We start from the raw sequence: 13,813 nt of genomic DNA, 5'->3' as shown, positions 1-13,813 counted from the left end.
TCATCCTTGAAAGTCGTCGATAGGCGACTACAGCAGCGCCACGCCGCTCACGACGTCCTTCAGGGCAAACTCCTTGCCGTCGAACTCATAGATGCCGAAGTTCGGAACCGTATCCCCGTTCTCGTCGAAATCCAGCGACGATGATGCGCCGTCGAAGTCGATCTTCTCGCCCTTCTTCAACAGGTCGCGGCCCTGTACGAACGAACTGACCTTTTGCCCGGGCGGGTTGGAAATCTCGCGCACCGCCTTGGACAGATCCGTGGGTTTGGCGTCCGGGCCGGCGGCCTCGATGGCGAGTGCCAGCGTGATGATCATGTCGTAGGCCGCGGCCGCGAACATCTCGGGAGGACTCTTGGTGGCCGCGGTGAACTTCTGGACGAAGACCTTGTAAGCCTCGTTGTCACTGGCCGGCACGTTGGCCGTGGACACGATATGGCGCATGACATCCGGCCCCAGGGCCTTGATCAAGGCCGGCGTCGCGGAATATCCGGGCATGATGAATTCGCAGTCGTAACCGGTCTGGTACCACTCTTTGAGCAGTATGGTGGCGTCCGGCGTGTACGAGCTGAGCACGATCACATCCGGTTTCGCCGCGACCGCCTTTTCCACTTCGGTCCGGTAAGTGGCCTGGTTCGGTTCGTAAATGGCCGAGCTGACGACTTGATGGCCCTTTTTCTCCCATGCCGCCTTGAAATGGTTGGCTTGCGCGGCCATGGTCGCGTTGTTGTAGCCCAGCACCGCGGCTCGCTTATAACCTCGGCGGTCGCCAATGGCGGCGAAGGCGGCGCCGATGATGGCGTTCGAGGCGTAGAACTGGAAGACCAGATCCTTCTTGTCTTCGGAACGGATCTCCGGTGCGCCGCAGGTATTGAACGACAGAATCCCTGCCGCATTGGTAATCGGCAGTGTGGCCAACTGCACCGCCGACGACCAGATACCGATCATGGCGTCCACGCGCTGGATGTCCACCAGCTTGCGGGCCGCCAGGACGGCCGCGTCGGGACGGGTCTGGTCGTCTTCGGCGTAGAGCCGGAGCTCACGGCCGGCTGCGCCGCCGGCTGCGTTGACCTCGGCGATGCCGATCTTGATGGCCTCGAGCATGCCTGGCCCGTACGTGCCCCCGGCCCCCGTGATCGAGTTCAATGAGCCCACCTTGAAAGGTGCAGTCCCCGATTGGGCCCAGGCCGGTCGCAAGGCGCCCAGTGCGGCCAGTGCCATCATGGCCTGCGAGAATTGCCGCCGCGTCGCGTTGATTGGTGTCTTCATGTCTCCTCCTTGAGGTTTGCTTTTTGGAGTAATTCAGCCCTTGAAGGGCAAAGATCAACAACTAGGTGATGCCAGACGGCGATTTCAGGCAGCAGCCCCCTTCGCCTTGAGCGCTTCGATACGGCTGTCGGTAAAGCCCACACTGCGCAGCACTTCGTCGGTGTCTTCGCCGAACAGCGGCGCCGCCTTGCGCAGCGCCCCCGGCGTGCGCGAGAATTTTGTAGGTATCCCAATGACGTCCATCTTTCCTATGACGGGATGGTCAATACTGGCCACCATGCCTCGTTCGCGGTAATGAGGGTCTTCCACGGCCTGCTTGAAGTTGTTGATGGGCCCGCAGGGGACGCCTGCTTCATTGCACCGCCGGATCCATTCCTGGGTACCGGCAGTGGCAAACGACTCTTCCAGCAACGGTTCGAGTTCCTCGATGTTGTGCAGGCGATCCATATTGGTGAGGAATCGGGGGTCTTCGGTCAGTTCCGGGCGACCGAGCACGTCGTTGCACAACTTTTCCCAGGTGCGCTGGTTGGCGCAGCCCAGCACCATGTACCCGTCGCCCGTCTTGATGGCCTGGTAAGGCGCGTCCACGCGATGGCGGCTGCCGGTGGCTTGAGGTATGGTGCCTACGCTGAAGTAGGCGGCGGCCTCCCACACGAACCAGGGCAGCCCGCATTCGGCCAGCCCGATATCTATGTGCTGTCCCTGACCGGTTTTGAGTTGATTGATGTACGCGGCCAGGATGGCGTAGGCGGCAGTGATGCCCGCCCCGACGTCATAAACCGCAATGCCGGACTTCAGCGGGCGTCCGCCGGGTTCGCCGGTCATGCTCATGATGCCGCTCAGCCCCTGGGCGACCAGGTCGAACCCCCCATTGCGGGCGTAGGGACCAGTCTGGCCAAAGCCGGAGATCGAGCAGTACACCAGCCGCGGATTGATCTGGCTGAGCGTTTCGTAGTCCACACCCAGGCGTTTCGTTACGCCGACCCGGTAATTCTCCACCACTACGTCCGCCCATTTGGCCAACTCGTAGACCGCCTCGCGGGCGTCCGGGTCTTTCAAGTCGAGCACGATACCGCGCTTGTTGCGGTTTATCTGGGCGAAACAGGTGGATTCGCCCTTCACGTAAGGGCCCATCTGCCGCGAGTCGTCGCCACCGGAGGGCTTCTCGACCTTGATCACATCCGCGCCCAGGTCGGCCAGCACCATGGTGCAGTATGGGCCTGCCATGATCTGCGAAAGATCCAGCACTTTAAGGCCGGTCAGGGGAGTTGCTGCTTGGTTGGTCATTGCACGCTTCCACAATAGAGCTACAGAATGCAGAGTCAGCGGCCGACGAATCGTGGCCGCTGCTTTTCGAGAAATGCCTTGGATCCCGTCCGGTAGTCCTGCGTGTCGAAGCACGCATAGGCCTCGTCGCGCTCGGCCTGAGTCAGCGGCCGTCCGGACTGCAGCTGGCGGATGAACTTTTTATGCCAGCGGTTCGACAGCGGCGCCAGGTCTGCGATACGCCGGGCCGTTTGCTGGGTCTCCGACCAGGCGTCTTCCACCACCCGGGAAACCAGACCTTTCGCCAGGGCTTCCTGGGCATCGAACACTCGCCCTTCAAGCAGGATCTCCAGGGCAACCCCGTGACCCACTACCGAAACCAGGTCGGCCAGTTCGTGGTGATCGAGAGTCAGTCCTATGCGATTCACGGGTATGCCGAAGCGTGCGCCCGCCTCGGCAATGCGGATATCGCACAACGTGGCGAGCTCAAGCCCTCCGCCGACGCAGACGCCCTCGATACAGGCGATGGTGGGGTGCCGCAGGTTCTTGAATTTTTCGAACATGGCAATCGTGAACTCGGCGTATCGCCTGGCCTGTTCGACGCCGCTGCGGTTCTCGTCGAAGCCGCCTATGTCGCTGCCCGCGCAGAACGCGCCGCCCGCCCCGCGGACGACGACACATCGCACGGTGTCGTCGGCCTGTAGCGCATCGCATGCCGCGCCGAACGCCTCGTACATCTCCCAGGTAAAGGCGTTGCGCTTCTCGGGACGGTCCATCAAAAGCGTGACCACACCCTCATCGGGCTCGCTGACGCGTATTGCCATGTGTCTCCCCCTGCCCAGTCTGCGCCATCGCGTTCGGGACGGATAGTTTTATCGGGAATATTGTGTGCAATCTTCTGTGCAACATCATCTGCGATTGAATATACACGAATCGTCAGAGGAAGCAATACGCTTAATTGTTACGAGGGCCTGCCGGCCAGGACGGCCGAGCGCGATCGGGAACCGGTTCGGAGGGGCGCGCCGCCCCCGGCAGCCCATTTAAAGACCGCGGCGCACTACAACGTCGGGCTCGTACCCAAGCCCGACGCCCGCGAGGAATGGCCACCGCCTCCGCGAGCGAAGTCGGGCGGAGCAGCCGAGCGGATGCAGAGAGGAAGTGGACCCCCAGGGGGCCCGGCGTGCCTGGCGCGCCGGCCGACAGGTTGCCGGGGACGGTGATAAGCACTTCGCAGCAATGGAGGCGCTGCGCACGCGTTGCCGTGCGTGTCGGTACACGCCGGTGCGCGTGCTGCACCGTCGATGCCTGCGAGCATCGACGTACCAAGGGAATCAAAGCCCTCCTCGGCTAGACCGCAACCGTTGGGGGTGGAGGGCCGGCCGCCGGGTTGCTATTCGGCTGGCAGCAGGCGGCGACTGTCTTTACGCCAGATGCGCCATTCGCCATCTTCGAGGACCAGGTCATCGGTCGAATCGCGGATGCCCAGCAGTTGGGGCGCGGGCATGTCCGGGCGCGTTTCGTAGGCGGTCATGTAGAAGCGCACTCGGGCGCGATGCTGGTCGGCGCTTTCCACTCGCAGGTTGGTCACAATGTGGGCCGTTGCCCGCAGGGGGTCGCGCTGCTCGAGTGCCTTGAGCACGGCGTCGCGTCCCACCACCTCGACGCCTTGCCGGACCCAGGTGCCCTCACGCGCCATCAGGGCGGCAGCGCGTTGATGATCGCGTGTGTCGAGCGCGCTGAAGAACTGGCAGACCACTGAGGCCAGAGTGTTCGTGTCGGGAGTACTCATGTTTGCTTCCTTTGGAGTGAAAGTGGAACCGATCAATCGGCGGCCGGCTGCCTCGCCACCTTTTCCAGCGGCATCTTGAGATCGGCCAGGCCTTCCGGATCGAGCCGCGTACCTTCGACGATATGGCGACGCAGAAAACGCAGATCGCGGGGTGCGTTGATGCTCAAGCCAAACAGCACCCGGCCTTCGTTGCCCAATGCGATGTGCGTCTGGCGGTGTTCATCGTGCGCGCGCACGACCCAATTGCTGGCCCCCGCGGCGTCGCCCGCCAGCTGAACCAGCACGTCGTACTGCTGGGACCAGAAGAAGGGCAGAGGGTCATAGGGCAACGGCCGGCCCAGGATGGCATGCGCCACCGCAATGCCCTGGTCCTGCGCGTTCTGCCACGATTCCAATTGGCGCAGCGAGCCGTCGGGCCGGCGCAGCACGGCGACGTCGCCAGCGGCGTAGATGGCGGGATCGGAACTTCGGCAGTGGCTGTCGACGATGACGCCCCGATTGCATTCCAGGCCGGCGGCCACCGCTAGGTCGTCATTAGGCTTGAGCCCCGCGCCCACCACGACCACGTCGGCGGGCTGTTCACTGCCGTCATCGAAGGTCGCCACGCAACCCGCCTTTCCATCCGGAAGCAGCGCGGAAACACGCACGCCCAGGCGTACGTCGACGCCACGGTCCCGGTGCAGCGCCAGCAGGTAAGCCGACAAGGCCGCCGGACCGCTGCGCGAGCACAGGCGCTCTGCCATTTCAGCCAGGGTCACGGCGCAGCCCGCGCCGCGGGCGGCTGCGGCCACTTCCAGTCCTATCCATCCCCCCCCCACCACCAGGACCCGCGCACCGGGTTGCAGGCGAGCGCGAAGGCGGCGCGCATCGGCCAGCGTTCGCAGAGTGTGCACGCAGTCCAGGTCGAAGCCCGGCACGGGCGGCATATAGGCACTTCCACCCGTGGCGAGCACGAGAGCGTCATAGCCTGGACGCGCGCCGGACGCCAGCACAACGGTGCGCGTCGCGCGCTCGATCTGGACGGCCGCATCCCCTGGCCTCCAGTCAATGTGCAGTTCCGGGAATTCCGCGGGGGTTATCAGACAGGGCATGGCCGGTGCATCGGCCTGCAACTGTTCTTTCGACAATGGTGGCCGTTCGTACGGCGGTTCGAGTTCGTCGCCGCAGAGGGTGATGCGCCCATCGTAGCCTTCGCCGCGCAGCGTCCGCGCCACCCAGGCTCCAGCCTGGCCGGCTCCGATGATCAACACGGAATGCGTCATGCTTATCCTTGATACTGCGGCGTACTGGGACGCCGCGCCCTAGAAACCCCCGCGTACGTCAAGCAGAGCCCCCGTGACATAGGACGCCTCGGGCGAGGCCAGCCACAACACGGCATTGGCGATCTCCTCCGTACTTGCCATGCGCCGCAGAGGGATGGCCGCCGTCATCTGTGCGAGCTGCTCCGGAGAGCGTCCGGCCTGGATCTCGGTGCCAACCAGGCCGGGCCGCACGGCATTGACCCGGATTCCTTCGGCCGCCACTTCCTTGGACAAGCCGATGGTCATCGTATCGATGGCCCCCTTGCTGGCGGCGTAATGCACCCAGTTGTTGGGCGACCCCAGCACCGAGGCTCCGGACGATACGTTCACGATGACACCGCCCGCACCGCCCTGAGCGGTGGACATGCGGCGTACCGCCTCGCGCGCCACCACGAAGGCGCCTACGACGTTGACACGCATCACATCGGCGACTGTGCCGGCGGACACATCGCACACGCGCGACAGCCCACCAGTGATACCGGCGTTGTTGACGAGCACACCGATGGTGCCCCATTCGTCCAGCTGCGAAAACGCATCCATCACGGAAGACTCTTCGCCTACATCACAGCGGATCGCCCGGGCTTCGCCACCATCGCGCGCGATGCGGCTGACTACGCGTTGCGCCTCGTCATCGTTTGACCTGTACAGGATCACCACGGGGTGGTTGCGCGCCGCCTGCACCGCTATGGCAGCGCCTATGCCGCGGCTGCCGCCGGTCACTACGAACAGGGGTTTGGTGTACATGGCTAGACGCTCAGGTGGGTGCTGAGAACCTCTTCATTGCCGCGCAATGCATCGCTGGTTCCCGTAAAGCAGATCTCGCCCTTGGAGAGCACGTAGTGGATATCCCCCAGATCGAGCGCCGCGCTCAGGTTCTGCTCGACCAGCAGCACGGCCAGCCCCTCGGCCTTGAGCTGATGAAGAATGCTGACGATCTCGTCCACGATCATGGGCGCCAGCCCCTCCGAAGGCTCGTCGAGGATCATGACAGACGGATTCAACATGAGGGCCCGGGCAATAGAGACCATTTGCTGCTCCCCCCCCGAAAGCTGAAAGCCGCGATTGCTGCGACGCTCTTTCAGGCGTGGAAACAGCTCATAGATGCGCTCGCATGTCCATTTGCCATCTCGGCCAGGGCGTGCGGCGACCGTCAGGTTCTCTTCCACGGTAAGACTGGGAAAGACGCCGCGCTCTTGCGGCACGAAACCCAGCCCCAGCCGCGAAATGCGATGAGACGGCATGCCCACCAGACTGGTGCCGTTATAACTGACGGCCCCCTGGCGGGGCTTCAGGTAGCCCATGATGCTGAGCACTGTCGTGGTTTTTCCCGCGCCGTTGCGTCCCAGAATGGACGTGACCTGGCCGGGTTGCACCTGCAGCGATATGCCGCGCAGCGCATGACTCTGGCCGTAATAGGTATGAATGTTGTCGACGACCAGCATTTAGTGTTTGCCTCCCAGGTAGACCTCGCGTACGCGCTGGTTAGCCTGAATATCCTGCGGCGTGCCGGTGGCGAGGATTTCGCCGTAATACAGCACGGTGATCGTATGCGCGAGCGACAGCACCACCTTCATGTCGTGCTCGATGATCAGCAGCCCGAGGTGCTCGGGCAGGCTCTGCACCAATGCAATCATGCGGTTGGTCTCGGCTGGCGACATGCCCGATGTCGGCTCGTCCAGCAACAGCAAATCCGGCTCCGCTGCGAGGGCGATGGCAATCTCGAGCTGGCGCTGCTCGCCATACGACAGGCTGGAAACCGGACGCCGGGCGCAGTCTTCCAGGTGCACCTGGGCCAGCAGTTCGGCCGTGCGCTTCCACTGGTCGCCGCGCGTCGCGACGCTGCGCAGGGCGTCGTACCAACCGCCCTGCTTGGCCTGCACCGCCAGGCGCACATTCTCTTCAACGGTCAGGGTACGGAACAGCGTGTTCTTCTGGAATGTACGGCCTACGCCCAATTGGCAGATGGTCTCTGGGGCCGCCCCCGTGATGTCGCGGCCCTTGAACAGAATGCGCCCGGAGCTGGGTTGCAGCGTGCCCGTCAGCTGATGCACCAGGCTGGTCTTGCCCGCGCCGTTGGGCCCGATGATCACGTGCCGTTCGCCTACTTTTACCGACAGGTCGACATTGCGCGTCACTTCCAGGCTGCCGAATGCCTTGCAAAGTTTTTCGGTCTGCAGCAGCATCATTTGGAGTCTCCCAGGGCCTTGTCGATGGCGGGCTGCGCTACCGCCGGCGCAGCCTTGCGCTCGCGCGACTCTCGATCGCGCAACCTGGCCATCAGAAAGCCCCATACCCCTTCGCGCATGAACATGACGCAGAAGATGAATATGATGCCGATCCAGAATGCCCAATAATCGTTATAAGAACTCAGGAAGTTCTTCATCAGCAGGAACAGCGCGGCGCCCACCGCCGGCCCGAACAGCGTTCCGCTGCCACCCAGGATGACCATCAGCATGGCGTCGCCCGACAGGTGCCAGTGCAGGATGTCGGTGGATACGTAGCCGTTGAACAGGGCATAAAGGGCGCCCCCCACACCAGCCAGCGCGCCCGCCATGGTGAATGCGATCAGCTTGAAACGCTGCACCGGGTAGCCGATTGAGCGCATGCGCTGCTCGTTGTCGCGTATGCCGATAAAGATGGATCCCAAGGGCGACTTGACCAGGCACGCCAGGAACCCGAGCACGAGCAGGAACCCGATCACCACCACAACGTACCGGGCCATTGGATCGGACCCGAGGTTGTAGCCGAACAGGTCAGGTGGCATGAAGCCGATCAGCCCGTCGGTGCCCCCTGTGACCGAGCGCCATTTCAAGGCCGCCGCAAACAGGAGCTGCGAAAACGCCATGGTCAGCATCAGGAACGGAATGCCGCTCACGCGGATGCAGGCCAGCCCGATGAGAGCCGCCAGCCCCGTCGAAACCAGGATACCGGCCAGCGCACCGATCCATCCCGATATGCCCAGATGGACGCCCAGTCCGATCACAACATAGGTAGATACGCCGAAGAACGCCGCATGGCCGAACGACAGCAAGCCGGAGTAGCCGACCAGCAGGTTCAGGCTCATCGCGAAAATCGCGAAGATCAGGATCTCGGACGTGAGACCAAGCAGGTAATCGCCGCCCAGCGGAGCAGCGGCCAGCAGCACGCACAGCAGCAGCCCGCCCACAATAGAGTTCGTCATTTTCATGTTCAGGCCTTTGCCACGCCAAACAGACCCTGGGGCCGTGTCAGCAACACCACCACCATGAGCAGATAGATCATGAACAGCGCGTAGTCGGGGAAGTAGGCCTTTCCGAACGTATCGATCAGGCCGACCAGCAGCCCGGCAGCCAGGGCGCCCCGAAGGCTGCCCATGCCGCCGACCACGGTGACAATGAATGCGGGAATCAGGATTTCGATATCCATGCCCAGGTAGGTGCCGAGGATGGGGCCTGCCACGATGCCGCCGATAGCCGCCAGCGCCGCCCCCAGGGCGAATATGCCGCCGAACAGCATCGGCACGTTGATGCCGATCCCGGCAGCCGTGGCCGCGTCGTCGACACCGGCGCGCACCATGGCGCCCAATCGGCTGCGTTCAAGAAACCACCAGAGCAGTCCGGCCACCACTGCACCGAACAGCACGAGAAAAACGCGATACTTGGGCAGCATCGTTTCCCCGACCACGAGTGCGCCCGCGAGCGCCTCCGGCGGCGCGATATTGCGGATGTCCGGACCCCAGAAGAATTTGCAGATGTCGCCGAAGACGAAGATGAAGCCGAAGGTCAGCAACACCTGGTCCAGGTGCGGCCGGCTGTACATCGGCCGGATGAACACGCGCTCCATCAGCACCGCCGCCGCCACGGCAGGCACCCAGCCCACGGCCAGCGCGAACCAGAAGTTGCCCGACCACTGGGCAAGCGAGAACGCCACGAACGAGCCGATCATGAAGAATGAGCCGTGCGCGAGGTTGACTACGTTCATCAACCCGAACGTCAGCGACAGGCCCGCCGACATCATGAACAGCAGCATGCCGAACACCAGGCTGTTCAATAGTTGTGTAATAAGGAAATCCATAGCGCCTTCGATTACAAGCAGGATGGAACCGGCCCCAACGGGGCCGGCCAGCATCGTCGACCGGTCAGGCGGGGCGCTCGTCCGGATCGGTAACGTTGTTGACGGTATGGATCACCTTGTTGGTGATGCGACCATCAATTTCCGCCACTTCGCGTATATAGATGTTGTGGACCGGCCCCTGGCTCTTCGGATTGAAGCTGAACGGACCGCGCGGAGCCTCGAGCTTCACTTCGAGCATGGCCTTGCGCAACTTCTCCTTGTCGGAAGTATCGCCATCGATGGCTTCCAGCGCGGCATGAATCACGCGCGCCGCCACATAGCCGTATTCGGAATAGACGCTCGGATACTCATTATGGGCGGCGCGGTAGCCCGCCACGAACTTCTGGTTGGCCTCGTTGTCCAGCGTGTCGGCGTAGTGCAGGACGTTGCGCACGCCAAGCGCCGACGCGCCTTGCGCCGGTAGTGTGTCGCTGTCCAGCATGAATCCCGAGCCGGTCATGGGCACCGCTTTCTTCAAGCCGTACTCGTCGTATTGTTTGACGAAACGTACGGCGTCGGTACCGGCATAGAAACTGAAAGTGGCAGGTGGGTCGATATTGCGGATGTCGGCCAGATACGGGCTGAAATCGTTGTTGCCCAAGGGCGGGTAGATCTCTTTGATGACCTTCCCGCCACGACCGGCGAAACCGGCCTTGAACTCTTTGAGCGACCCTCGGCCGCCGGCGAAGTCGGATGCGCTGATCACGATTTCTTTGGTGACGTTGTCGTAGACCCATTCGCCCATGGTCGAATGCACCGGGTAGGTGTCGACCGAACAACGGAAAAAGTACGGCAGGCCGGTGAACGCGAGGTCAACCAGCCCAGCGCCGGAGCACAGCATGAAGGCCCCGCTCTGGCGCAGGTACTGAACCGCAGCCATGGCGACGTTGCTGGCCTGGATCCCCGTGATGATGTCGCAGTTGTCGCTCTGCACCAGCTTGCGCAGCTTCTGCAGCCCGACTTGCGGATTGATCTCGTCATCTTCACGGATGACTTCGATCTTGCGTCCGGCAATCGTGTTTCCGATTTTATTGAAATACAGATTCATGCCTCGCACGTTGGCGTTGCCCAGCGCCGCGAACACTTTCGAGTACGAGTTCAAGGCGCCGATCTTCAACGGCTGGCGTGACTGGGCGAGCACTGCGGGCGCCACGCCGCCGAACAGGCCGGCAGCGCCGACAGCGCTGACGCCCTTGATGAAGCTGCGCCGTGTCAGGCCCGATTGATTGTCTGATTGGTTTTTCATGTCTCCGTCCTGGCTCTTTAGTGATTGGGTAGTTTGAGATTGACGATTTGCTTGCCCAGGTTCTGGCCTGACAGCAGGCCGATACAGGCTTCGGGCGCCGCCGCGATGCCCTGGGCAATGGTTTCCTGGTAGCGCAGGCCGCCTGCGTCCAGCAAAGCGCCCAGTTCATCCACCGCCTGTTGCCACATATCGATGTGGTCCCACACAATGAATCCTTGCGCGCGCAATCGCGATATCAGCAGGTGGCCATGGTCCGTCAAATGGTTGGGCGCCTGTCCATACCGTGCAATCATCCCGCAGAGGGCGATGCGGCCAAAGCGGTTCATGCGCGGCAGAATTGCATCGAGCACCCAGCCATTGACATTGTCGAAACAGGCGTCGAAACCCTCGGGCGCCTGGCGCGCCAAGGCCTCGCCGAGCGTCTTGCTGTCGGGCAACTGCTTGTAGTCGACGCAGGCGTCGGCACCCAGGTCCTCGGTAACGTAGCGGCACTTGTGCGGCCCGCCCGCTATGCCCACCACGCGGCACCCGCGCGCTTTGGCCAGCTGTACGGCGACGCCGCCCACCGCGCCCGCCGCTGCGCTCACCACCACGGTGGTACCGGCCTGCGGTTGGCAGATCTGCGTCAGCCCGTACCAGGCGGTGACTCCCGTCATGCCCAGCACACCAAGGTAGGCGGAGAGCGGCGCACGTTCGGTGTCGACGCGGCGCAGCCGGTCGCCGCTGGACACGGCCTGCTCCTGCCATCCCAGCGGGCCCACGACGTAATCGCCAACGGCGTAATCCGCATGGCGGGATTCCACCACCTGTCCTGCGGTCTCGCCCGGCATGACGTCGCCCACGGCGTTGCTGGGCGCGTACGATACGGTGTCGTACATTCGGCCCACCATATAGGGGTCGATGGACAGGTAATGGTTGAGCACGCGCACCTGGCCCTCGGCGAGCTCGTGCCCGCACAGTTGCTCAACCCGGAAGTTTTCAGGCCGAGGGAGTCCCTGGGGCCGCGACGCCAGCACAACGCGTGCATACGTCGCCGGCCAGGTGGGCGCGCCCGATGCGTGACTGGACCCTGTCATCACAGCCCCATGGCAGCGCGATAGTGCTTGTAGAACGCCCGAATCAGCACTTCGGTCACCATGTGATCCTGTTTCTCGACGTCCTTGCCGCCCATCTCGACGACCGCGGCGCGGTGCTCGTAATGATGAGCTCCCAGTTGCGATTCGCTGAGTACCTCGCCATCTTCCATTGCCACGAACCCTGCGGGGCCATACAGGTTAGCGTGGCGTATGCGCAGGCGTGTCATCTCATCGTCGTCGTCTTCGTAGCCAAAGAAAGTCCAGGCCAGTTCGAAGGAATCGGTGCCCTTGGGTATGACATGGCGCATGCCAAAGGTGTTGGCCTGCTGGTGGATCACCACGCTGGGGAAATGGGTTACGGCAACCACTTTGCCATCTTCGAACTCGGGACGCGGCGTCACGGTGTCGCGATCGTGCAGTTCAAGTTCGTCTTTGAATCGCGCGATTTCGGCGGCGGCCTCGGTGCGTTTCTTGCCCACGTTGCGGGACATCATGATGCTGTGGCCCGATTCGACCGGGATGCTTTCGGATTGCGTATCGGCCCGCCAGAGGCCGAACGTGATCAGGAACGAGTGCAGCAGCGTCGCGTGGTAGGGATCTTTGAGGTTTTCGAAATACAGCTTCCAGTTGCTGGGTATGCGTTGGCGGTTGTAGCCCAGCAGCTTCAGCTTCTTGCCGGGAAACTGCCGGCGCAGGCAGGCCATGACTTCCTCGCCGCAGTATTGCTCGAACGGAATCGGATTCTCGTCGAAGCTGGCCCAGATCGAGCCGCCCTCGGTGTGAACGCGCAGCTGGCGCAGGCCATGATCGGCATTGTCGAAATCCGGCGGCATGCCGCCCTTGCGGAGCACGCCGCGCTTGAGCGGCACCCCCTGCAATTTGCCATCCAGCGCGAAGTTCCATTGATGGTAAGGGCAGGTGAAGGATTCTTCTTTGCCCTTGTTCTTCCAGCACACCCGCGCGCCGCGGTGCGCGCAGCGGTTTTCCCAGACGTGGATCTGCTCGTTCTCGCCACGCACCACCACCACCTGGCGTTCGCCGATCCAGCTGCGCTTGTACGAACCTTTCTCGGGGATCTCGCATTCCAGGGCGACGAAGTTCCAGCCCGGGCCATAGAAAAAAGTTTCCAGCTCGCGCTGGTAGAGGTCCGGGTCGGTGTAGACCCAGAACGGGACACGGGTCCAGCCGGCCTCGGGCCAGCGGCGGTCGACCAGCGCCGCGGTACTTACCTGTTGCATCTCGCTCTCCTGGGACTTATACGGGTACGATCAGCGACCGATTGACGTGATGGTTGTCGAACACCGCCAGGCGCTGCCTGAACTTGAACCCCTGCACGTCGTTGACCAGTACATCCAGGTATTCGCCCACCAGGAATATGGTGGGGTCGGTGTCGGACATGGCCTCGGTGATGAGGAAATTGGCGCGCACGTGAATGTCGCCCTGCTCTACCGCCGTTACCCTGACTCCGCTGATGAAGTGCCTCCACACGCGCGGCACATACACCTGTGTTTCCCGCAGCGCGACCACGCGGTCGCGCACCATGCCTATGCCGTCACAATAGATGGCGGCCTGGGGCAGGCCTTCGTCATAGTTCTCGCGCGACACCACCTGGTAGACGCAGTCTTCGACGAAGTGTCCGGGAAAGCTTTCCACGTCGTCCTGGTCCAGCTGCGCGGCGACCAGGTCATAGAAACGGCGGATCTGGTTTTCCAGCACATAAAGCTCGGTGCCGGACGGGACACTTCCCGCTAATGGCGCTATACGATCTTGCATGGAT

At 62.8% G+C, this 13,813-nt stretch carries 14 protein-coding genes; all 14 read right to left on the bottom strand.

From position 1 onward, the window contains the following. Positions 1-27 precede the first annotated feature (27 nt). The 14 genes from ACV17W_RS16050 to ACV17W_RS15985 all read right to left on the bottom strand — a co-directional run bounded on the left by ACV17W_RS16050 (position 28) and on the right by ACV17W_RS15985 (position 13,809). Positions 28-1,266 (bottom strand): ABC transporter substrate-binding protein, encoded by a 1,239-nt coding sequence (locus ACV17W_RS16050; RefSeq protein WP_462593326.1) that lies wholly within the window; start codon positions 1,264-1,266, stop codon positions 28-30. Between the two features lie 84 nt (positions 1,267-1,350). Next, on the bottom strand, positions 1,351-2,553 hold the full coding sequence (locus ACV17W_RS16045) for a CaiB/BaiF CoA transferase family protein (protein ID WP_462593325.1): 1,203 nt from the start codon (positions 2,551-2,553) through the stop codon (positions 1,351-1,353). A gap of 35 nt (positions 2,554-2,588) precedes the next feature. Further along, a complete protein-coding gene (locus ACV17W_RS16040) occupies positions 2,589-3,356 on the bottom strand; it encodes an enoyl-CoA hydratase/isomerase family protein (protein ID WP_462593324.1) in 768 nt (255 codons plus the stop codon). Between the two features lie 566 nt (positions 3,357-3,922). Further along, a complete protein-coding gene (locus tag ACV17W_RS16035) occupies positions 3,923-4,321 on the bottom strand; it encodes a nuclear transport factor 2 family protein (RefSeq protein ID WP_462593323.1) in 399 nt (132 codons plus the stop codon). Positions 4,322-4,353: 32 nt separating this feature from the next. Then, the gene (locus tag ACV17W_RS16030) at positions 4,354-5,583 is read right to left on the bottom strand and encodes an NAD(P)/FAD-dependent oxidoreductase (protein ID WP_462593322.1); all 1,230 of its coding nucleotides are present in this window, start codon (positions 5,581-5,583) and stop codon (positions 4,354-4,356) included. A 39-nt stretch (positions 5,584-5,622) separates the two neighbouring features. Continuing rightward, the gene (locus tag ACV17W_RS16025) at positions 5,623-6,366 is read right to left on the bottom strand and encodes an SDR family oxidoreductase (RefSeq protein WP_462593321.1); all 744 of its coding nucleotides are present in this window, start codon (positions 6,364-6,366) and stop codon (positions 5,623-5,625) included. 2 nt (positions 6,367-6,368) lie between these two features. Then, a complete protein-coding gene (locus tag ACV17W_RS16020) occupies positions 6,369-7,064 on the bottom strand; it encodes an ABC transporter ATP-binding protein (protein WP_462593320.1) in 696 nt (231 codons plus the stop codon). Continuing rightward, positions 7,065-7,808: an ABC transporter ATP-binding protein gene (locus tag ACV17W_RS16015; protein ID WP_462593319.1), complete on the bottom strand. Its 744-nt coding sequence runs from the start codon at positions 7,806-7,808 to the stop codon at positions 7,065-7,067. Then, complete coding sequence (locus ACV17W_RS16010) at positions 7,805-8,803, bottom strand: branched-chain amino acid ABC transporter permease (RefSeq protein ID WP_462593318.1); 999 nt, start codon at positions 8,801-8,803, stop codon at positions 7,805-7,807. The genes ACV17W_RS16015 and ACV17W_RS16010 overlap by 4 nt, the downstream gene beginning before the upstream one ends. A gap of 8 nt (positions 8,804-8,811) precedes the next feature. After that, positions 8,812-9,675: a branched-chain amino acid ABC transporter permease gene (locus ACV17W_RS16005; protein WP_462593317.1), complete on the bottom strand. Its 864-nt coding sequence runs from the start codon at positions 9,673-9,675 to the stop codon at positions 8,812-8,814. Positions 9,676-9,739: 64 nt separating this feature from the next. Then, the gene (locus ACV17W_RS16000) at positions 9,740-10,960 is read right to left on the bottom strand and encodes an ABC transporter substrate-binding protein (protein WP_462593316.1); all 1,221 of its coding nucleotides are present in this window, start codon (positions 10,958-10,960) and stop codon (positions 9,740-9,742) included. A gap of 17 nt (positions 10,961-10,977) precedes the next feature. Beyond that, positions 10,978-12,036, bottom strand: coding sequence for an NADP-dependent oxidoreductase (locus ACV17W_RS15995; RefSeq protein ID WP_462593315.1), 1,059 nt, complete (start codon positions 12,034-12,036; stop codon positions 10,978-10,980). Further along, a complete protein-coding gene (locus ACV17W_RS15990) occupies positions 12,036-13,274 on the bottom strand; it encodes a Rieske 2Fe-2S domain-containing protein (protein ID WP_462593314.1) in 1,239 nt (412 codons plus the stop codon). The genes ACV17W_RS15995 and ACV17W_RS15990 overlap by 1 nt, the downstream gene beginning before the upstream one ends. Before the next feature lie 16 nt (positions 13,275-13,290). Continuing rightward, positions 13,291-13,809 (bottom strand): aromatic-ring-hydroxylating dioxygenase subunit beta, encoded by a 519-nt coding sequence (locus ACV17W_RS15985; RefSeq protein ID WP_462593313.1) that lies wholly within the window; start codon positions 13,807-13,809, stop codon positions 13,291-13,293. Positions 13,810-13,813 lie beyond the last annotated feature (4 nt).

It is taken from the genome of Bordetella sp. MIP270_01_BMS, assembly GCF_054958705.1.
Note: the sequence above shows the minus strand (reverse complement) of the source record. Positions and strands in the feature narration are given on the sequence as shown.